Annotated in this window: 13 protein-coding genes, 1 tRNA gene and 1 pseudogene; 7 read left to right on the forward strand and 8 right to left on the reverse strand. The window is 34.0% G+C overall.

Annotated features, from left to right (window positions below; translation table 11 throughout):
* Positions 1-26: 26 nt before the first annotated feature.
* Both SJY34_RS09550 and SJY34_RS09555 read right to left on the reverse strand, forming a co-directional pair.
* On the reverse strand, positions 27-3,287 hold the full coding sequence (locus SJY34_RS09550) for a TAT-variant-translocated molybdopterin oxidoreductase (protein ID WP_400075086.1): 3,261 nt from the start codon (positions 3,285-3,287) through the stop codon (positions 27-29).
* A gap of 26 nt (positions 3,288-3,313) precedes the next feature.
* Positions 3,314-4,633, reverse strand: a complete 1,320-nt coding sequence (locus tag SJY34_RS09555; RefSeq protein WP_400075088.1) for a c-type cytochrome — start codon at positions 4,631-4,633, stop codon at positions 3,314-3,316.
* A 299-nt stretch (positions 4,634-4,932) separates the two neighbouring features.
* Here SJY34_RS09555 and SJY34_RS09560 point away from each other — a divergent pair, with 299 nt between their 5' ends.
* Positions 4,933-5,316, forward strand: coding sequence for an SPOR domain-containing protein (locus SJY34_RS09560; protein WP_400075089.1), 384 nt, complete (start codon positions 4,933-4,935; stop codon positions 5,314-5,316).
* Between the two features lie 63 nt (positions 5,317-5,379).
* Here SJY34_RS09560 and infB read toward each other — a convergent pair whose 3' ends face one another.
* The 3 genes from infB to rimP form a co-directional block, all read right to left on the reverse strand.
* Positions 5,380-8,076 carry a translation initiation factor IF-2 gene (gene infB / locus SJY34_RS09565; protein ID WP_400075091.1) on the reverse strand — a complete coding sequence of 899 codons (2,697 nt, stop codon included), beginning with the start codon at positions 8,074-8,076 and terminating at the stop codon, positions 5,380-5,382.
* Between the two features lie 85 nt (positions 8,077-8,161).
* Positions 8,162-9,394, reverse strand: coding sequence for a transcription termination factor NusA (nusA, locus tag SJY34_RS09570; RefSeq protein ID WP_400075093.1), 1,233 nt, complete (start codon positions 9,392-9,394; stop codon positions 8,162-8,164).
* Positions 9,395-9,406: 12 nt separating this feature from the next.
* A complete protein-coding gene (gene rimP, locus SJY34_RS09575; RefSeq protein WP_400075095.1) occupies positions 9,407-9,871 on the reverse strand; it encodes a ribosome assembly cofactor RimP in 465 nt (154 codons plus the stop codon).
* Positions 9,872-10,027: 156 nt separating this feature from the next.
* On the opposite strand from rimP, the gene SJY34_RS09580 reads away from it, so the two are divergent.
* A complete protein-coding gene (locus SJY34_RS09580; protein ID WP_400075097.1) occupies positions 10,028-10,852 on the forward strand; it encodes a universal stress protein in 825 nt (274 codons plus the stop codon).
* Between the two features lie 214 nt (positions 10,853-11,066).
* Here SJY34_RS09580 and SJY34_RS09585 read toward each other — a convergent pair.
* Positions 11,067-11,139, reverse strand: a tRNA-Gln gene (locus tag SJY34_RS09585).
* Positions 11,140-11,292: 153 nt separating this feature from the next.
* Between SJY34_RS09585 and SJY34_RS09590 the strand changes: the two genes are divergently transcribed.
* Both SJY34_RS09590 and SJY34_RS09595 read left to right on the forward strand, forming a co-directional pair.
* Positions 11,293-14,703 carry a DUF2723 domain-containing protein gene (locus SJY34_RS09590; RefSeq protein WP_400075099.1) on the forward strand — a complete coding sequence of 1,137 codons (3,411 nt, stop codon included), beginning with the start codon at positions 11,293-11,295 and terminating at the stop codon, positions 14,701-14,703.
* Between the two features lie 6 nt (positions 14,704-14,709).
* Positions 14,710-15,357: a polysaccharide deacetylase family protein gene (locus tag SJY34_RS09595; protein WP_400075101.1), complete on the forward strand. Its 648-nt coding sequence runs from the start codon at positions 14,710-14,712 to the stop codon at positions 15,355-15,357.
* Here SJY34_RS09595 and SJY34_RS09600 read toward each other — a convergent pair.
* Both SJY34_RS09600 and SJY34_RS09605 read right to left on the reverse strand, forming a co-directional pair.
* Positions 15,354-15,650, reverse strand: coding sequence for a thioredoxin family protein (locus tag SJY34_RS09600; protein WP_400075103.1), 297 nt, complete (start codon positions 15,648-15,650; stop codon positions 15,354-15,356). The two genes, SJY34_RS09595 and SJY34_RS09600, sit on opposite strands and share 4 nt — an antisense overlap.
* A 109-nt stretch (positions 15,651-15,759) precedes the next feature.
* Entirely contained in the window at positions 15,760-16,986 is a 1,227-nt protein-coding gene (locus SJY34_RS09605) for a metallophosphoesterase (protein WP_400075104.1), read from the reverse strand.
* Between the two features lie 127 nt (positions 16,987-17,113).
* Here SJY34_RS09605 and SJY34_RS09610 point away from each other — a divergent pair.
* The 3 genes and pseudogenes from SJY34_RS09610 (at position 17,114) to SJY34_RS09620 (ending at position 22,097) form a co-directional block, all read left to right on the forward strand.
* Positions 17,114-20,048 (forward strand): annotated as a pseudogene (locus SJY34_RS09610) (GH92 family glycosyl hydrolase).
* Between the two features lies 1 nt (position 20,049).
* On the forward strand, positions 20,050-20,415 hold the full coding sequence (locus SJY34_RS09615; RefSeq protein ID WP_400075105.1) for a VOC family protein: 366 nt from the start codon (positions 20,050-20,052) through the stop codon (positions 20,413-20,415).
* 11 nt (positions 20,416-20,426) lie between these two features.
* Entirely contained in the window at positions 20,427-22,097 is a 1,671-nt protein-coding gene (locus tag SJY34_RS09620; protein ID WP_400075107.1) for an MFS transporter, read from the forward strand.
* The last annotated feature ends 4 nt before the right edge of the window (positions 22,098-22,101 follow it).

Genomic DNA, 22,101 nt, shown 5'->3' on the forward strand with positions numbered 1-22,101 from the left:
AATTATATACTTGTTTCTTTAATTTATTATGCTTTTGATGTGTTTCTCACTTTTGTTTGATAGATAACATTTGGTTTTGTGCCAACGCTTTCTAACAAGTGATACATACGATCATCTTCTTTTAATTCAGCAATCTTACTGTCTTTGTCATTTATATCTCCAAATACCATTGCTCCGTTTCCACATGCCGCAGAACAAGCTGTTTGGAATTCTCCATCCTTAACTTCTCTGCCATCACGCTTAGCATCAAGAATTGTTTTCTGTGTTTTTTGAATACACATAGAACATTTTTCCATCACACCACGAGATCTTACAGTAACGTCTGGGTTTAATACCATACGTCCTAAATCGTCATTCATGTAATAATCAAACTCATCGTTCTTGTTGTATAAGAACCAATTGAATCGACGTACTTTATAAGGACAGTTGTTAGCACAATAACGTGTACCTACACAACGGTTATATGCCATATGATTTTGGCCTTGACGACCATGAGCTGTTGCTGCTACTGGACATACTGTTTCACAAGGTGCATGATTACAATGCTGACACATTACAGGTTGAAATGCAACTTGAGGATTATCCGCTGGATTTTCCATTTCACCAAACTCACTCAATGAACTGCCTAAACCTGAAATATTATCCTTCTTTTCGTTATCTCCTTCAAAAGAATCTTCTGAAGAATAGTATCTATCAATACGCAACCAGTGCATATCTCTACTGCGTCTCATCTCGGTTTTACCTACAACTGGAACATTATTTTCAGCATGACATGCAATTACACAAGCTCCACAACCTGTACACGCATTTAAGTCAATTGATAAATTAAAGTGATGCCCAACTGAACGGTCAAATTCGTCCCATAAATCTACATCCGGAGACGTTACAGGAGTTTCTATATGATTTAAGGATACTTCAGGAACTTTGTTCCAAACGTGTTTATCCTTAGTATTAAAAATTTCTAAATTAGTTTCTTTAATGATATCTCCACGACCCATTAAAGTGTTATGCAACTGCACACAAGCAAATTCGTGCTCACCAGTAGCCTTACTAATTGTTACATCTTGTACTGAATTGAAATTTTGGTATAATGGATACGCATTAACTCCAGTTTTCATTTCTTCTTTCAATGCTTGCGAAGATCGACCATAACCAAATGCCATACCAACCGAACCTTTTGCTTGTCCTGGCTGAATAATTACCGGCACATTTTCAATAGTTACACCATTAACAGTCACATTAGCATAACTACCATTTAAACCACCATTGGCAACATTCCAATTTTTCAATTCTAACTTTTCAGCATCAGCTTGAGAAACTGTTAAATAATTATCCCAAGTTGTTCTTGTGATTGGATCAGGAAATTCTTGCAACCATGGGTTATTAGCTTGTTGGCCGTCACCCATACCTATTTTGGTATAAAGTGATAATTCCATACCACCATCAGACTTTACAGATTTCGCTAAATTTCTAGCAGCATCGCCACCTGATAACACTGAACCTACACCAGTAGAACCACTATTATTTGTAGTCGTAGAGGTAGTTGTAGTAACGTACTCATCTTTATCTTCATCCTTAATCCCAACTCCCACGGCAACATCATGAATGACGCCTCCTAAAAATGTTCTGTCTTTTTTATCTTTTAATTCAGTTGTTGATGTTTCAACAGTTGATGATCCGTTTCCACCATTTCTAGCAGAACCAGCAACAAACACACCATCTTGTACTGCTTTATTAAATGAAGCTCCATTTAATATATCTGCTGTCCAAACTGATTTTAAATAATCTCTATAAGAAGCACTATTCCCATTCCATGCTAAAAGCACTTCCTGAAATTGCTTTGTGTCAAATAAAGGGCGAATTGTAGGCTGCATCATTGAATAATGACCAGACTTAAATTCAAAATCTCCCCAAGACTCTAAGTTATGAGGAGTAGCAGCGATATATTGAAAATTCGTTGATGTTTCGTCTTGTTTCATCGAAAACGCAACTGATAAATCAACTTTTTCTAGACCTTCTTTAAATTCTGAAGCATTTGGCAAGCTATACATTGGGTTGACCCCATTTGTAATGATAGCTCCAACATTTCCAGCCTTCATATCTGCAACTAATTGCATTACTGCTTTGTCGCTTCCTTGTCTTGTTTTTATTGTTGTCTTAGGATCAAAAGCTTTACTATTTAAGTAAGCATTGATTTCTAAAACTAAAGTTTGCGCATTTACATCTTGAATACCTGTAACTACAACTCCGTTACTTCCTGCTAACTTAATTTCTTTAGCAGCTGCTTTAACGGCTGCATCTAATCCTTCAGGAAGTTTTGCTCCATTTGCAGAATTACCTGTGATTTCACTATATAACTTAACTAAAGCTAATTTTTGTTGACTTGGAGTTAATGGTACGCGTTTATCTGCGTTTGCTCCAGATAATGACATATTAGATTCAAACTGAATATGTCTTGACATTTTACCATGATCTGGAATACGCTTTGCAGTGTAGCCAGAGTCAAAACCTCCACCTTGCCAATTACCTAAGAAATCAGCTCCGACTGAAACAATTGTCTTGGCTTTAGAGAAATCGTAATTTGCCATTCCTCTCGTACCATACTTAGCTTCATATGCATCTAAAGTCGCAGATTCAGAAACTGCATCGTAAGCTACATGCTTAACGTTACCAAATTTTGAAGCAAAATCTGCAATTAATTTATGTGTTGATGGACTTGGCATTGACGCTGTTAAAAACACAATTTGTTTTTCGTCACTCAGTCCATTTAATTTTGAAGTTGTTTCAGACATAAAACTGTCCCAAGAGATAACTGTATCACCTTTCATAGGTGTTTTAACTCTTAGATTATCATACAATCCTAAAACTGATGCGTTAACTCTGGCATTTGCTACACCATTAGTTGCAGCGTCTGTATTATTTTCAATTTTAATCGGTCTCCCCTCTCTAGTCTTTACTAAAACACTAGCAAAATCAAAACCATTAGCAATTGTCGTTGCATAATAGTTAGCAACACCTGGAATAATTTCAGTAGGTTGATTTACATAAGGGATAGATTTAATAACAGGACCTTCACAAGCCGCCAAAGATGCAGCTGCTGTACTAAACCCAACGTATTTTAAGAAATCACGACGCGTAGTAGATGAAGATTCTAATGTTTCTTTATCTCCTAAAAATTCATCTGTTGGAATTGCTTCTACAAACTCGTTTTGTTTTAGCGCCTCAACAATAGAACTATTTTCGTTTAGCTCTTCAACACTTTTCCAGTATTTCTTGTTTGATGACATATAATTCTGAATTACTTCTTATTTAATTAATAATGACACTTACCACATTCTAATCCGCCCATCTGTGCCGCAGTTAACTGATCTACACCATACTTTTTAGATAACTGTTCGTGTATCTTGGTATAGTATGCGTTATCCTTAACTTTTACATTTGTTTCTCTATGACAATTAATACACCAACCCATTGTTAATGGTGAATGTTGGTACATTATTTCCATTTCTTCTACAGGACCATGACAAGTCTGACATTCAATTCCTCCAACCATAACGTGCTGTGAGTGATTGAAATAAGCAAAATCTGGTAAATTATGTATACGTATCCACTTTACTGGTTTAGAATCCCCTGTATAGGCTACACCATCCCATCCAACAGCATCGTATAATTTTTGAATTTCCGCATTATAATCTACACCATATTCTTTTCCTTCTGCTAAAGTTTTTGGCGCAACTTCTCCAATCGCTTTATGACAATTCATACATATGTTGAGTGATGGAATACCTGAATGTTTACTGACTCTTGCTGAAGAGTGACAGTATTTACAATCAATACCATTTCCATTATTTTCTTCTGCACCAGCATGAATTCTATGCGAATAATGTATTGGCTGAACTGGCTCATAACCTTGATCTATACCCACTTGCATAAAATAACCATAGACAAAATAACCACTAGCTAACAAGAAGAAAATCGCTGTCACTAAAACCAAGAATTGGTTTTGAACAAATGCCTTCCAAATAGGTGTGCGCTTGGTCTCTGCAACAGTCTCAATACCTTTAGCTTCGGCAAATCGATTTAACGTACGTTTCACTAAAATTAATGCCATTGCCAATAATGCAAATAAAACAGCAAGAGCTCCTAATATTAAATTGTTTGAAATTCCGCCTTCAGTTCCTTTTTGGTCACAACCAGGTCCTCCAGGATTTGCAATACATGGATCCTCTGGCGGAGGAGGTGGTGGTTCAGCAGTGTATGCTAATATATCTGAAATCTGTTGGTCTTCCAACTGCGGAAACGCGTTCATCGCAGTTTGATTCCACTCGTTGTAAATCTTATTAGCGTAAGCATCACCAGATTTAATCAAAGAAGAACTATTGCGAATCCAAGCATTAAGCCATGTTCTATCTAAACCTTCTTCCTCTGCTAATCTTGCCTCTACGTTTCGTAAAGCAGGACCAGTCATTGGTTTATCTAATTTATGACAAGCTGCACAGTTAGCATTAAACAAGGATTTCCCATTTACTGGGTCGCCATCTTGAGCTGTAAGTGAGGTTGAAAACGTGAGTAATAAAATAAAACCTAAATAAAGAATCTTTGAGGTTAAATTGCGGTAGATCACCTGTTTCATCTGTTGACTTCTATTTTTTATTATTGTCAGATGGAATTCACAATTAAGCATTATATTTAAGTATAATCTGCTCGTTTTGCTCATTTCATATTATTAGTTGAATTATCTTCTAAACTTTGGTACGATTTTTTCATTAATATGACAAAAATCATGTTTATAAAAAACTCTTGCAAAAGTAACATATAAAGTCGATTTTGAAAATCTTAGAGAACTGTTAATATATAATTTATACCAATTCTAAATAAGATTTTTTATCGATTTGCGTTGATTATAATATCTTTGTATTTAAATACTAAATTATGACATTTAAAACCCAATACTTAAGCTTCGTTATTTTATTCTTAACGATTTCTCTTACAGCTAATGCACAGCAAGGAGAAGTGAAAGTTACCCAAGATAGCGATATAGATAAATTACTAGAATATAAGAAGGATATTAAAACCTCTAAAGTATTTAAAATACAGGTTTATAATAATCCAGATCCTGATAAGGCAAAGCGCGAAAAAGCTAATTTCCTTAATTCCTATAGTCAATGGCCAGTTGAAATTGTTTGGAACACTCCAAACTACAAAATTTGGGTTGGCAATTTTGCTACAAGATTAGAAGCCGAGCGTGCTGCTGCAAAAATTAAGAAGAAATACATGAATGCCATTATTCTTCAACCTAAATCAGATAAGAAATAAACATTTATATTATTAAATAAAAAAAGCGACCAATTGGTCGCTTTTTTTATCTCTGAGTTATTATTATTTTAACTTCTTCTTTACTTCTACTTCTTGGAATGCTTCGATGACATCTCCAATTGCAATATCATTGTAGCCTTTAATTTGCATACCACAATCATAGCCTTTTGCTACTTCTTTAACATCATCTTTAAATCGTTTTAATGCAGCTAATTCGCCTGTATGAACTACGACACCATCTCTAATGATTCGGATGCCAGAATTTCTAAAGATTTTACCATTCATTACCATACAACCAGCAATATTTCCGATTTTAGAAACTTTGAATATTTCTCTAATTTCGGCTGTACCAGTAACTTCTTCTTTAACTTCTGGCGATAACATACCTTCCATCGCGTCTTTAAGGTCATTAATGGCAGCATAGATAATTGAATAGGTTCTAATATCAATTTCTTCCTTGTCTGCAATCATCCTCGCATTTCCAACAGGTCGCACGTTAAATCCGACAATTATCGCATCAGAAGCAGTTGCTAAAAGCACATCACTTTCTGTAATTGCACCTACACCTTTGTGTATAATATTAACCTGAATCTCTTCAGTAGATAATTTCTGGAAAGAATCTGTTAAAGCTTCTACAGAACCATCCACATCACCTTTAAGAATAATATTCAATTCTTGGAAATCACCAAGCGCAATACGTCTACCTATTTCATCAAGTGTTATATGACGTTGCGTTCTTACGGATTGTTCACGTTGAAGTTGCGTACGTTTAGTCGCAATTTGTTTTGCTTCACGTTCGTCTTCAAATACATTGAATTTATCACCAGCTTGTGGCGCTCCATCTAAGCCTAGTATAGATACAGGAGTTGCAGGACCTGCAGCTTCTACGTCTTTACCACGCTCATCTTGCATCGCCTTTACCTTACCACTATTTTTTCCTGCTAAAACGTAATCACCAACTTTTAAAGTACCTGCCTGTACCAATATTGTTGATACATAACCTCTACCTTTATCTAAGTAAGCTTCTACTACGGTTCCTATTGCTGGCTTATTAGGATTAGCTTTTAACTCTAATAATTCAGCTTCAAGTAATACTTTTTCTAATAACTCTTTAACACCTGTTCCCATTTTCGCAGAGATATCGTGAGATTGAATTTTCCCTCCCCAATCTTCTACCAAAAGGTTCATAGCCGCTAATTGCTCTTTTACTTTTTCAGGGTTTGCATCTGGTTTATCAATTTTATTAATCGCAAATACAATTGGAACTCCAGCTGCTTGAGCATGTGAAATTGCTTCTTTAGTTTGTGGCATTATAGCATCATCTGCAGCTACCACAATAATGGCAATATCTGTTACTTGAGCACCACGAGCACGCATCGCTGTAAAGGCTTCGTGACCTGGTGTATCTAAAAATGCAATTTTCTGTCCATCTTCTAATTCAACTCCATAAGCACCAATGTGCTGTGTAATTCCACCAGATTCGCCTGCTATTACATTTTCTTCACGTATGTAATCAAGTAAAGATGTCTTACCATGATCAACGTGACCCATAACTGTTACGATCGGAGCACGAGGTTTTAAATCTTTTGGATCATCAACAACCTCTTCTATAGATTCTTCTATATCTGCAGTAATAAACTCAACATCATAGCCAAATTCTTCAGCAACAATAGTTAAGGTTTCTGCATCTAATCGTTGGTTCATGGTTACCATCATACCTAGAGACATACATGCAGAAATGACCTGTGTCACGCCAACATCCATCATAGTAGCAACCTCACTTACAGTTACAAATTCAGTAACTTTAAGTGTTTTACTTTCTGCTGCTGCAATTTCTTGATCAATTTCAGTTTGTTCTCTGTGCTGATCTCTCTTATCTCTTCTATATTTAGCGCCTTTTCCTTTACTAGATTTACCTTGTAATTTCTCGAGCGTTTCTCTAATTTGTTTCTTTACATCTTCTTCACTAGGTTCTTCCTTAACCACTTTAGGTCTCGAATTACCTCTTCCTTTACCGCCACGTCTGTTATCGAAATTTGGTTTTCCACCAGAATCGTTTCCTCCTTTACTAATACGACGTCTTTTGCGTTTATTAGCATCACCAGAGGCAGCAGGTTTTTTATCTTCCTTCTTCTTTTTAGGCTTTTTAAATTGCGAAAGATCTATTTTCTTACCTGTAGTCGTAGGTCCAGAAAGTTTTTTATATTGAGTTGCAAGTGTTTTTTCGACAGGCTCATCAGAACTTTCAGTTGATTCCTCAGATTTAGCAGTCTCTTTAGCTTTATTTTCCTTTTTCTTAGGCGTTTCTTTTGAATCTTTTTTAGATTCCTCTGTCTTTTCCTCTACTTTTTTAGCTTTCGGAGTTTCTTTAACTTCAGCTTTTTTAGGCGTCTCTTCTTTCTCAACTTTAGACTTATCTAAGTCAATTTTGCCAACTTGTTTTGGTCCACTGAGATCTGCTTTAGCTTTTACAACAGATTCTTTTACAGCGTCTTTCTTTTGCTTTTCTTCAATTTCGCGTTCACGTTTTTCACGAAGCTCCTCTTTTTCTTTAAGCTTTGCTTCACTAACTTCTTGAGCTTTTTCACGCTTAGTTGCATCTGTCTGAAATTCATCAGAAAGCGTATCATAAACCTCTTGCGAAATTTTAGTATTAGGACTTTTCTCAACGTCTATGCCTTTGGATTCTAAAAAATCCACAGCACGATCTATCGAGATATTTAATTCCCTTAATACTTTATTTAATCTTGTTTGAGCCATAAATTGCCTGTAATATAACTTAAATATATTGTATACCTATTCAACTTCAAAATGTCATGAGACATTTTAAAAATTTAAGATGGTATTATTCTTCAAATTCTTCGCGTAGAATTCTAATAACCTCTACTATTGTTTCTTCTTCTAGATCTGTACGTTTCACCAAATCAGCAACATCTTGTTCTAAGATACTTTTAGCAGTATCTAAACCAGCTTTGCTAAATTCTTCGATAATCCATCCTTCTATTTCATCAGAGAATTCTTTTAACTCTACATCTTCTTCTGCACCTTCTCTGAATACATCTATTTCGTAACCTGTTAATTGACCTGCTAAACGAATATTATGACCTCCTCTACCAATAGCTTTAGAAACTTCTTCTGGTCTTAATAGAACCTCAGCCCTCATATTTTCTTCATCTAATTTTAACGAAGTAACACGTGCAGGACTCAATGCTCTCGTTACAAAAAGTTGAATGTTATTTGTGTAATTAATAACATCAATATTTTCATTTCCTAACTCACGAACAATACCATGAATTCTAGAACCTTTCATACCAACACACGCACCAACCGGATCAATTCTATCATCATAAGAATCTACTGCTACTTTAGCTTTTTCACCCGGAATACGAACTACTTTTTTCACCGTGATTAAACCGTCAAAAACTTCTGGAATTTCCTGCTCAAATAGTTTTTCTAAAAACAAAGGTGATGTCCTAGACATTATAATTGCTGGTTTGCTTCCTTTTAATTCTACACTTTCAATAATTCCTCTTACATTTTCCCCTTTTCTGAAAAAATCTGAAGGAATTTGTCTATCCTTTGGAAGTATAATTTCATTCCCATCATCATCTAACAAAATGATTGCTCTATGACGAATGTGATGAACTTCTGCTGAATATATCTCGCCTTCTAATTCTTTAAAGTGCTTATATATATTTGTATTATCGTGCTCGTGAATTTTAGAAATTAAGTTTTGTCTTAATGCTAAGATTGAACGTCTTCCAAGATCGATTAATTTTACTTCTTCCGCAACATCTTCTCCAACTTCGAAATCTGGTTCTATTTTCTGAGCTTCAGATAATTCAATTTCCTGATTAGGTTCTTCTACTTCACCATCAGCAACAACAATACGATTTCTCCATATTTCTAAATCCCCTTTATCTGGATTTATGATAATATCAAAATTATCATCATCACCATATTTTTTCTTCAGTGCATTACGTAATACATCTTCAAGAATCGCCATCAGCGTAACTCTATCTATTAATTTATCGTCTTTAAATTCCGAAAATGATTCAATTAACGCTACATTTTCCATAATTGATATGAATTAAAATTTTATTTTAACTTTTGCTTCTTTAATATTATCAAAAGTAACATTGGCTTCTTTAGTTACTGTTACTTTACCTTTTCCAACTGGTTTTGGCTCTCTTGTTTTCCACTTTAAAACCATTCCATTATCGTTTACTTCTATGAGTTCTCCTTCTAGATTTTGACCGTCTAAAGTTTTTACCTCTAAATTTCTACCAACATGCTTTTTATATTGTCTCGGTAATGTCAAAGGTGTTGTTGCACCCGATGACAAAACTTCTAGAGAAAAATCGTGCTCATCTCTATCAACATTATGCTCAATTGCTCTACTTATAAACATACAATCTTCAACCAAAACACCGTTATCACCATCAATTACAATCTTAATTGCATTATCTGCGGACATACTAAAATCTATTAAGAATAAATCTTGTCTTTCGTCTAATGCATTTTGTAATAAGTCTTCGACTGTTTTCTTAAACATTTTTTGATATAAAAAGAGAGGACTTTTCGTCCTCTCGCTTATTTATTTTTCGTAAACAACGGTGCAAATATACAATATTTAAATTAATTTTTCAAAGTTCTAGGAAGTGGATTTATTTTCTTAAATTTAATGAGACTAACACTAATCTAACAATCAATGAACAAAATTTTAGTTCCTACCGATTTTTCTGAACAAGCGGAAAATGCATTAAAAGTAGCAGCTATGCTCGCCAAAAAACATCATGCAGAGATATACTTATTGCACATGATGGAAATTCCGATGCAGCATGTAGATCCTGGAATGTCACACCAAGATGTACCCGAAGCGCTTTTCTTTATGAAATTAGCGCATAAAAGATTCGAAGATTTAATAGCAAGTGATTATCTCGAGGGCATAACTGTGCATGAAACAGTGAAGGCTGACATTACATTTAATGAAATTAAAGATGCTTGTGAAGAATTTGATATTGATTTAATAGTTATGGGTTCTCACGGTGCCTCAGGGATAAAAGAAATGTTCGTTGGGTCTAATGCTGAAAAAGTTGTTCGTACGTCTGTTGTCCCAGTTTTAGTTATTAAAAATGAACATGAAACGTTTGAAGTTTCGGATTTTGTCTTCGCATCTGACTTTAAAAATGATAATAAAGAAACCTACAAGCAAGCAGTTAAATTTGCAAATGCTTTTGATTCAAAGATTCATTTGCTCATGGTAAATACAGCTAATAACTTCTTGACATCTTATGAAGCAAATTCAAGAATTGAAGACTTCATTTCTGGACAAACTTTCGAAAATTACACTATTACCGTACACAATGACACTAGTGTAGAGCAAGGTATATTGAACTTCTCAAAAGATATTGATGCAGATTTAATTGGGATAAGCACACATGGACGACAAGGTATCGCTCACTTTTTTAATAGTAGTATTAGTGAAGATTTAGTGAACCACGCTAATCGGCCAGTGATTACTTTTAAGATCTAAAATAAAAAGTATAAATTGAAAAAATCCTAATCAAAACTGATTAGGATTTTTTTCTGTTGGCTCACTAGGGATTACTTCGACTTGCTTCACAAGGTGCTTTCAATGAAAATATATTTTCACTTCAACAATGCTCAGCATAAACTTCTCACCCTATTTTATATCTCACTAAATAGAAAAATCCCAACTCTTTACAGAATTAGGATTTAATCTTAAGTTGGCCCACTAGGGATCGAACCTAGACTCTTTGGTACCAAAAACCAATGTGTTGCCAGTTACACCATAGGCCAATTACTCAAAAATGAGGGTGCAAATTTAAAACAAAGTTTCACTTGGACAAAAAAAATCTGAGAAAATAATCTAAAATACTTAACGTTAACTTAAAAACTTAGGCATTACTATAATAATTAGTAAATTCGCCTGCATTAATAAGCAAGGTTTTCATGACAGATTTTAACTTTAAAAAGTGGAATACAATATTAGGATGGTTTGTTTTTGCTGTAGCATTTGCGGTATATGCATTAACCATTGAGCCAACCGTTAGTTTTTGGGATGCTGGTGAATATATTTTAACCTCATCAAAATTACAGGTCGGACATCCACCAGGAGCACCATTATTTCAGATGTTGGGTGCTTTTTTCTCAATATTTGCTTTCGAACCTTCTCAAATAGGAATGATAATGAATCTGATGAGTGCAGTAGCAAGTGCTTTCACCATTCTCTTCATGTTTTGGACTATTAGCTTATTGCTTGTAAAATTAGTTAAGTATAAAGAAGACTCAAGTTCTAGTAAAGGGCATGCCATTTTAGGAAGCGCTTTGGTAGGAAGTTTAGCATTTACATTTACAGATTCTTTTTGGTTTAATGCTGTTGAAACGGAAGTTTACGCCATGGCTACTTTAATAATGGCAGTGATGTTTTATTTAGCATTGCGTTGGGAGCAAGATATGCACAAACCTAGAGGCAACCGTTGGTTAATCTTAATTGCTTTTGTAATTGGATTATCGTTTGGCGTTCACTTTATGGGATTATTAACCATACCAGCCATTGGATTGATTTACTATTTTAAAAATTATAAGACTATAACTGTAAAGAATTTTATTATTGCTAATGTTGCTTCAGCTGCAATATTGCTTTTTATTTTTAAGTTACTACTACCTTCAACCCTTAAACTTTTCGGTTATTTAGAAGTATTTTTTGTCAATTCGATTGGATTGCCTTTTAATTCAGGCACAATCATTACAGGCTTAATGGTTATCGCACTTTTTTATTTTGGATTGAATTACACCAGAAAAAAAGGCATGCTTCACGCTAATACTTTAGTGCTTTGTTTAATGTTCATTTTTATTGGTTTTTCATCTTGGATGATGCTTCCTATCCGTGCAAATGCTCAAGTTATAATTAATGAAAATGATCCTTCGGATGCAAGAGAACTTTTAGCTTATTATAACTTAGAACAATATCCCGAAACCCATTTATTTTATGGCCCTCAGTTTACGGAAGTATATTCTGGTTCAGATAAGGATGAACCTTTTATAGACGATAAGAAGAATTATGAGCGCGATGAAGAACTTGGAAAATACGTAGTCATAAACGATTGGGAAGGCAGCAAGCAAAACTACAACCACGAACACGCATCCTTACTCCCAAGAATGTGGAGTAGCGAGCATGCGGAAAACTATATGATGTTTACTGGTTTAATTGAGTTTAAAGTTGATCCTAACCTACAAACAAGAGCTTATAACGAAGCTCTTAATGCCGGTTTATCTGAAGAACAAGCAAGTCAATATGCTGTAGGTGAGAAGCGACGTTTTGATCAATTAGTTAACGATTTTAAATTGGGAATTGCCCAAGGTGAAGTAGATTATGAGGATTATAACAACTTCCTAAAACGTTATGGGCAACAATATTTGGTTGTTGAAAAACCATCGTTTACAGATAACGTAGCATATATGTTTCAATACCAATTCGGTTATATGTATTGGAGATACTTTATGTGGAATTTTACGGGAAGGCAAAATGATATTCAAGGTAAATATGATGACTTTAATGGGAATTGGATTTCTGGAATTAACTTTCTTGATGAAATACACCTTGGCTTGTCTCAAGATAATCTTCCGACTGAGGTTTTAGAAAACAAGGCGCGAAACACCTATTACTTTTTACCATTACTATTAGGACTTGTTGGATTCTTCTTTTTACTTAATGTAGACAAAAAACGTTTTTGGGTATTACTGGTATTTTTCTTATTAACTGGCATCGCTATTCAGTTTTATACTAATGTAAGACCATTTGAACCGAGGGAACGTGACTATTCTGTAGTAGGTTCTTTTTACGTATTTGCCATTTGGATTGGTTTTGGAGTTTATGCCATATATGATATTTTAAAATCTAATATCAAATCAAAACTTTTGGCACCTATAGTTACTTTAGCCTGTATTATCATTGTGCCAGGAATCTTAGCGGCTAATAATTGGGACGACCATGATCGTTCTGGAAAATACACAGCAAATGCTATGGCACGCAAATATTTAGAATCTTGTGCACCAAATGCTATACTTTTTACTATTGGTGATAATGATTCATTCCCGTTATGGTATTTACAAGAAATTGAAGGCGTACGTACAGACGTACGTGTGGTTAATACGAGTTTGTTTCAAACAGATTGGTACATCGACCAAATGAAACGTAAGGCTTATAGTAGTGATCCTATTCCTTCACAATTAACGCATAAACAATATAGAGCTGGTACCAGAGATATTACTATTTATCGTGAAATAAATGAGCAAATTGCAAAAGATACTTTAGACATTAAATCTTTTATGGACTTTGTGTCTAGTGATAAACCGAATACAAAATTCAAATATGTGGTTGAAACTCAAGGTGAAGATCCTGATGGCTATCCTAGTTATATTTTAAATGCCAATTACTTTCCTACCAGAAATATAAGTATTCCTGTTGATAAGGCGACCGTTCTTAAGAATGGAATAGTAAGTCCAAAAGATGCAGACAAAATAGAAGATAATTTATATGCAAAAATTGGAAGCAGTTACATTTATAAACACAGACTACTAATGCTAGATATTATCGCAAATAATAACTGGGAAAGACCTATATATTTTACGGGTGGAGCTTTTAGTGATGAGGATTATATTTGGCTTAAGGACTACCTACAATTGGATGGTATGTGCTACAAACTAGTACCAATAAAAACACCTGTTGACAGAGCTAATCCATATGATATGGGTAGAGTAGACCCTGACTTAATGTACAATATGGTGAAAGACTGGGAATGGGGAGGAAGTGGTGAAGACATTTATTACGATATAGAAACGAGACGAAATGGTATTACATACAGAGGTAATTTGGCACGTTTAATAGAGCAACTCATCAATGAAGATAAATTAGATAAGGCTGAAGAAATTGCTGACATTGCCATGGAAAAAATGCCTGTAGATAAGTTTGGTTTTCATCAGTTGTTAGAACCTTACATCAGTGCTTATTACGAGGTAGGAAATGCTGAAAAAGGACGAGCTTTATTTAAGGATGTTGCTAAGATATATCAAGAAAATCTGGTGTATTACAGTGGTCTTTCTCTAGACAATCAAGAGAAAAAAGTTGGAGAAGATATTTATTTAGATATTCAACGTTATAGAGCCTTAGTAGATATTTTAGTAGTATATAATGACAAAGAATTTGCTTTAGAAGAAACTAAAAAATTTAATAGTTATTTAAGCCTTTTTGATGAATTGATGAATCGTTACAGTGAAGATGATTTACCAGAAATACCAGATGATATTGATATGAACAGTGCTGTTAACGATACTATTAAAAATATCTCACCTGAAGAGTAAATTCGTATGAAGATTATTCCAGCTAAAACACCAGACTTTGTAAAAACATTGTTCCCAAATTTTATCTGGAATATCAATACCAATACTAAAGAATTATATCTCACTTTTGATGATGGTCCAACTCTAGAAATTACAGATTGGGTGCTTCATACTTTAAAAAGATATGATGCTAAGGCTACCTTCTTTTGTATTGGTAATAATATTGAAAAGCATCCTGAGATATTTCAAAATATTTTAGATAATAATCACTCAATAGGTAATCACACCTATAATCATTTAAAAGGCTGGAAGCATAAAAGCAAATACTACATTAAAGATGCTTTACAAACAGAAGCTGTTATTGAAATGTTTCAACCCAATAATAGTAATAAACTGTTTAGACCTCCTTATGGCAAGTTTAAAAACAAGCAAAGCAAAAGATTATTAGAATTAGGCTACAAAATTATTTTATGGGATGTTTTATCTTATGATTGGGACATGTCTGTAAGTGAAGAAACGTGTTTTAATAATGTAATTTCGGCAACAAAGAAAGGAAGTATTATTGTTTTTCATGATAGCCTGAAAGCTTCACGAAATTTAAAATATGTACTCCCTAAAGTTTTAGAATATTATACTGAAAAAGGTTTTGAATTTAAAGCCATAAAAGAAACTTAAGTATATTCTTGAATTATACCTATTAGGGCATTGGCATCTTGTTCTCCACTATGTCTCCACTTCATTTCACCATTTTTATAGATAATTAATGTAGGCAACTCTTTAACGCGAAGTGCTTCTGCTAGCTCCTTATTTTTATCGACATCAATTTTTATGATTTTTGCCTTATCACCTAGAGCGGCAGCTACATCTCTAAGTATTGGATGCATTGCAACAGATTGATCGTTCCATTCAGTGTAGAAGTCCAATAGAACCGGAATATCGACATCTATTAATTCCCCAAATTTTGACATACGTTATAGTTTTAAGTGCAACGTGCTATACAAACGAGATAAAAGATTTAATAATAAATCCTCTAGCCAGTTCTTTATCAGCAACATAAAAATACGCAATTATATGTAATTAAGCTTCCTTCTTGCCTTTTTTGAGTTCTATAACAGTAATTTCTGGCCATATACCTACTCTACCAGGATAGCCTAAATACCCAAAACCTCTATTAACATTAATGTATTGGCCTAAGTTTTCATAAATTCCTGCCCAGTGTTTATACTTCCATTTTACAGGACTCCATTTTATCCAACCTGGAATTTCAATACCAAACTGCATTCCATGTGTATGTCCACTTAGAGTCAAATGGTAATGATAGTCATCATTAACAACTTCTTCATCCCAATGACTTGGGTCATGACTCATTAGTATTTTAAAATCATCTGGTTGTATGTGTTCTGATGCTTTCTTTAAATCACCCGCTTTTTTAAAACCTTTTCCCCAATTTTCAACACCAACCAATGCTAAACGCTCTCCATTTTTCTCTAAAAATCTACTTTCATTTAATAAGAGATCAAAGCCTATTTCTTTTTGTATGGTTTTTAAATCTTCAAGATTTTGTTCTTTTTCTTTAGGTGAGTCCCAATCTACGTAATCACCATAATCATGATTCCCTAATACTGAATATTTACCATCAACAGCTTTTAATTTTCCAAAGCTTTCTTTCCACGGCAACATTTCTGAAGCTTTATTATTTACCATATCACCTGTAAATAATAATAGATCAGATTGTTGTTCATTTATTAAATCAATTGCATATTCAATTTTTGCTTTATTATCAAAACTACCTGAGTGAATATCACTGATTTGTGTAATTCTATAGCCATCAAATGCATTTGGTAAATCTTCGAAATGTAGTGTATAATTTAAAACTCTAAAGTTGTATTTCCCTCTATACATTCCGTAAAGTAAAGATGCAAATGGAATTGCGGCCAAACCTAAGGCGATTTGACTTACAAATTTTCGTCTTTCTGGAAAATAAAATGCTTCTCGCTTAGTACTAAACTTATCATAAAGTCCAAATATGCCTCGTGTAATATCTTCAAGAAACAGTATTGATACCAAGACTAAATTAAGGGCCATAAAAGATAATACAAAACCAAAAGCATAACTTTTTATTGGGCTAAGCACTCGTCCTTCAGATCCACTTGTAAATTGGAATATAAAATTACCAGCAACAATAATTCCTATAGCAATATATAAATAGTGAATCCAACTATATTTAGTAACGGTTTTTATAGCTTGTAAGCCATAAAAAGTCAAAAAAATAAAAATAAGTACAAAAATTATCCAACGCATCATAGCGGCAAAATTAGTGAAAGAATCTACAAAATATCTTATTAAATTGTTAATGCTTTTAAATCAATATATATCTATTATGCTAGGCATTTTACTATATTAGATGCATTAAAATTAGCAATCATTTTTAATGAAATTTAGACTAACGCTCTTCTTTATTGCAATTCTTCTGCTCTTTAGTTGTCAAAATTCATCTTTAGTTTCTGAAGCCCAAAAAGATCAGCCGCTAATTAATTTTGTTAATCCGTTCATTGGTACTGGTGGCCATGGTCACACCTATCCTGGAGCAACGCTGCCATATGGTATGATGCAACTAAGTCCTGACACACGTTTAGAAGGTTGGGATGGTTGCTCTGGTTATCATTATTCAGACAGCTATATATATGGATTCTCTCATACGCATCTCAGTGGCACAGGTATTAGCGATTATGGAGATGTGCTCTTAATGCCAACAAATAAATTCCAATTTAATAATGGTGCAAATGGCAAAGAAGGTTATCGTGCCCATTTTAACCATGAGAATGAAGTTGCGGAACCTGGTTATTATAAAGTGCATTTAGATTCTACAAATATTGATGTAGAGTTAACGGTTTCTAACCGAAGTGGAATTCATAAATATCAATTTCCTACATCTGAAAATCAATTTGTAATTTTAGATTTAGTACATCGTGACAAAGTATTGGACGCAAAAATTGATAAAATCTCTAATACCGAAATTGTTGGTTATCGTCATTCTGAAGCTTGGGCAAAAGACCAACGTCTATTTTTTGCAATTAAAACTTCGCATCCATTTAATGATATGCTACAATCGCCTCCGAAAACTGGAATGCATGGAGCAAGACGGTCTTCATTAAAGTTTATCAATCCAAATAATGAGCCTGTAATTATCAAAGTTGGAATTTCAGCAGTAGACATTGAAGGAGCAAAACAAAATATGCTTGCCGAAATCGGTAATAAAGATTTTGAAACAGTGAAAGAAGAAGCTCAAAATTACTGGGAATCTCAACTTAAAAAAATCGTAATTGAAAGTAATGACGTAGATAAAAAGACTAATTTTTACTCAGCGTTGTATCACACCATGCTGGCACCTCAACGTTATCAAGATGTTGATGGGCGTTATAGAGGTATGGACCTAGAAATTCATAACGCTGAATTTGATTACTACTCAGTATTTTCACTTTGGGATACGTATAGAGCAGCACATCCTTTATACACTATAATTGAACAAGAACGAACCAATGATTTTATCAATACCTTTTTGGTGAAATATGATGAAGGTGGTGTTATGCCAATATGGGATTTAGCAGGGAATTACACGGATTGTATGATTGGTTATCATGCCGTGCCAGTTATCGCTGATGCATATTTAAAAGGGATTAGAGGTTATGATACCGAAAAAGCATTTGAAGCTATGAAACATTCGGCGACACGAGATAAATTTGGATTAGAAGCTTATAAAAAATATGGTTTTATTCCTGTGGATGAGGAAAGTGAATCTGTTTCCAAAACCTTGGAATACGCTTATGATGATTGGACGATTGCACAGATGGCAAAAGACATGGGTAAAACTGAAGACTACAAAACCTATATTCAACGCGCACAGTATTACAAAAATGTTTACGACCCAGAAACCAAGTTTATGAGAGGTCGTTTTAGAAACACATGGTTTGCTCCTTTCGATCCATACGAAGTCAACTTTAATTACACCGAAGCCAATGCTTGGCAATATAGTTTTTATGTGCCACAGGATATTTCAGGATTCATAGGCTTACTTGGCGGGAAAGACCAATTAGAAAAGCAACTTGATAAATTATTCTCAGCAAAAACTGAAACATCTGGTCGCAATCAGTCTGATATTACAGGTTTAGTTGGGCAATATGCACATGGCAACGAACCGAGTCACCACATGGCTTATCTCTATAATTTTGTAAACAAACCACATAAAACGCAGGAGAAAGTTCATCAAATATTAACGGAGTTGTACAATAATGATCCTGATGGAGTTTCTGGCAATGAAGACTGTGGACAAATGAGTGCTTGGTACATTCTTAGTTCCATGGGTTTTTATTCCGTGACACCTGGAAGTAACGAATATATTATAGGAACACCGCTTTTTGATAGAGCAACTATTAACTTAGAGAATGGAAAACAATTTACAATTGTAGCCAACAACTTAAGTGATACAAATATTTATATAGAACAGGTAAAATTGAATGGTAAAGATTTAGATGTAACCTATCTAAAACATGAAGACATCATATCTGGTGGCACATTAGAATTTACAATGACTGATAATCCTGCAGTTTGGGGAAGCAGAAGATGGTAATGAACCCATAACTGAAATCAAAGATAATCTCATTTTACCTTCTCCATTTATTGCTAAAGGCGATATTACGTTTAGAGATTCTACAAGTGTATCTTTAGGAATAGCTTCTTCGAATTCTGAGATTTTTTATAGCATAGACGATGCTGATTATATAATGTATACTAAACCATTTTCAATTTATGAACCTGCCACTATTAAAATGTATGCTACAGATGGTTCTGGAAATAAAAGCCCTGTTTTGACAACACCTTTTTATAAAATTGACCCTAATCTTAGTATTACTCTAGAAAGTGAATTCGCTAATCAATATTCTGCAGGAGGTAATGATGCTCTTATCGATGGCATAAGAAGTACTAAAAATTATAGAACAGGCAGTTGGCAAGGCTACCATGATAGCGATTTAATTGCAACTATAGATTTGGGCTCTGAAAAATCCATTTCATCAGTTAAGATTAATTTTTTACGCGACCAAGGTGCTTGGATTTTTTACCCAACAGAAGTGCAATGTTTTGTTTCTACAGACAACAAGACATTTAAAGCTTTACCTTCACAAAAAATCAATACTAAAGAAAAAAATAGTGATATTGAAGTTAAAACAATTGAATTTAAACTTCCAAAAACTCAATATAAATATGTGAAAATCATTGCTAAAAAAATGGGGAAACTTCCTCAATGGCATTTAGGCTATCCAATGGATGGTCGCAGCTGGATTTTCGTAGATGAAATTTCAATAAAATAATATGGCATTTAACGCATTAGTTCCCACATTAGAGGTAGAAAACATGGATAAGACCATACAATTTTATGAATCTTATCTCGATTTTAAGTGTATAGATCGAGAGGGAGATACTTGGGCATTTATTCAAAAAGATGAAGTGGATATAATGTTGTCATCAAGATTTTTTAAAGATAAACATCCTAAACCTGTTTTTACTGGCGGTTTGTATATTTACGTGGATGATATTGATGTGATTTGGCAAATTCTAAAAGACAAAGTTGATATTAGTTATCCGTTAGAAAACTTTGAATATGGCATGAGAGAGTTTGCTATTTATGACATTAATGGTTACAGAATACAATTTGGACAAGAATTAGAAACTAACTAATAAAATAAATTATGAGTAATCAAAACAACAAATCTGCATTAGCCACCTTAGTTACGGTATTCTTCTTTTGGGGATTTATAGCAGCATCAAACGGAGTATTTATTCCGTTTTGTAAAACCTACTTTAATATTGACCAGTTTCAATCACAATTGGTAGATTTTGCTTTTTATGGAGCTTATTATTTTGGCGCTCTATTATTATTCATTCTTTCCGGTTCTTTAAAGAAGGATATATACAATAATTGGGGTTATAAAAATGGTATTATTTATGGCTTACTTCTATCTGCAATAGGTGCATTTGCAATGTATCCTGCAACGGCTGGTGCTGAGCAAGGTCAGACAGGTGTTTTTTACTTAGTACTTATTGCATTATTTATAGTCGGTTTGGGATTCTCATTACAACAAACCGGTGCAAACCCGTTTGCTATTGCTTTAGGTGACCCTAAAACGGGCTCTCATCGTTTAAATTTAGCTGGTGGTGTAAATTCTTTTGGAACTACCATTGGTCCCATCGTAGTAGGCTTAGTTATTTTTGGATCTGCTACTCGTGGTACTGATGAATTAGCATCTATGATAGCAAATAATGAAATAACCTTAGTCACTGTTCAAGGTTTGTATCTTGGTGTTGGAGTTTTGTTTTTAATTGCAGCTGCATTATTCCATTTCTCAAAAAAATTACCTGCTTTAAAATCTGATACAGCATTTGAACCTGCCAATAAAGCTAGAAATCTTTTAGTTGTTCTTACAATAGTTGTTATTGGATGTTTTGGGTATATATTTAGTACTTATTCTGGAGATAATACTGCTACAGAAGATTTAGAGCAAACACGTTTAATCTTATTATTCATAGCACTTTTGGCAGTTATTTCTGCTGTTTTTATTGCCTATTCTAGCGCCTCCAAAAAACCTGAAGGTTGGGGAGCAATGAAGTACCCTCAACTTGTTTTAGGTATGCTAGCAATTTTCACTTACGTAGGAGTTGAAGTTACTATAGGAAGTAATCTTGGGGAACTTCTAAAACAAGGAGTTGAAAATACAGGCTTAAACCGACTCGGACTACCAGTATTGAATGACGCAAGTATCGCACCTTATGTCTCACTATATTGGGGAGGATTAATGATTGGTCGTTGGGTTGGTGCAATTACCGTTTTTAATCCGAGTAAAGGGTTAAAAAGAGCCTTGCTTATTATTGTACCTTATGTAGCGTTTGGCATCATAATTTTAGTAAATTCGATTAAATATAACTTTACTTCAAATGAAATTCTGTTTTTCGGAATTTGTATTGCAGTTCAAATATTTGGATTCTTTCTAGCTAAAGACAGACCTGTTAAAACTCTAAAGATTTTTAGCTTATTAGGAATTTTAGGAATATTGATTGGTTTATTTGCCTCAGGTAATGTCGCCTTATTTGCGTTCATATCTGGTGGTTTATTCTGCTCAATTATGTGGCCATGTATCTTTACTTTAAGTATTGCAGGATTAGGAAAATACACTTCTCAAGGATCTGCATTTTTAATTATGATGATTTTGGGTGGAGCTATTATTCCACCTGTTCAAGGAAAATTAGCCGATGTATTTAATATTCAATCCTCATATTGGATAGCTGTGGCTTGTTTTGCCTATTTGTTATTCTATGCTTTTAGAACTAAAACAGTTTTGGATAAACAAGGTGTAACGTATTAATGAT

It is taken from the genome of Winogradskyella sp. R77965 (assembly GCF_044594915.1).
Classification (GTDB): domain Bacteria; phylum Bacteroidota; class Bacteroidia; order Flavobacteriales; family Flavobacteriaceae; genus Winogradskyella.

Excerpts from the sequence above, each read along its gene's own strand:
- SJY34_RS09550 (WP_400075086.1), bottom strand. The coding sequence starts at position 3,287 with ATGTCATCAAACAAGAAATACTGGAAAAGTGTTGAAGAGCTAAACGAA.
- SJY34_RS09555 (WP_400075088.1), bottom strand. The coding sequence starts at position 4,633 with ATGAAACAGGTGATCTACCGCAATTTAACCTCAAAGATTCTTTATTTA.
- SJY34_RS09560 (WP_400075089.1), top strand. The coding sequence starts at position 4,933 with ATGACATTTAAAACCCAATACTTAAGCTTCGTTATTTTATTCTTAACG.
- infB (WP_400075091.1), bottom strand. The coding sequence starts at position 8,076 with ATGGCTCAAACAAGATTAAATAAAGTATTAAGGGAATTAAATATCTCG.
- nusA (WP_400075093.1), bottom strand. The coding sequence starts at position 9,394 with ATGGAAAATGTAGCGTTAATTGAATCATTTTCGGAATTTAAAGACGAT.
- rimP (WP_400075095.1), bottom strand. The coding sequence starts at position 9,871 with ATGTTTAAGAAAACAGTCGAAGACTTATTACAAAATGCATTAGACGAA.
- SJY34_RS09580 (WP_400075097.1), top strand. The coding sequence starts at position 10,028 with ATGAACAAAATTTTAGTTCCTACCGATTTTTCTGAACAAGCGGAAAAT.
- SJY34_RS09590 (WP_400075099.1), top strand. The coding sequence starts at position 11,293 with ATGACAGATTTTAACTTTAAAAAGTGGAATACAATATTAGGATGGTTT.
- SJY34_RS09595 (WP_400075101.1), top strand. The coding sequence starts at position 14,710 with ATGAAGATTATTCCAGCTAAAACACCAGACTTTGTAAAAACATTGTTC.
- SJY34_RS09600 (WP_400075103.1), bottom strand. The coding sequence starts at position 15,650 with ATGTCAAAATTTGGGGAATTAATAGATGTCGATATTCCGGTTCTATTG.
- SJY34_RS09605 (WP_400075104.1), bottom strand. The coding sequence starts at position 16,986 with ATGATGCGTTGGATAATTTTTGTACTTATTTTTATTTTTTTGACTTTT.
- SJY34_RS09615 (WP_400075105.1), top strand. The coding sequence starts at position 20,050 with ATGGCATTTAACGCATTAGTTCCCACATTAGAGGTAGAAAACATGGAT.
- SJY34_RS09620 (WP_400075107.1), top strand. The coding sequence starts at position 20,427 with ATGAGTAATCAAAACAACAAATCTGCATTAGCCACCTTAGTTACGGTA.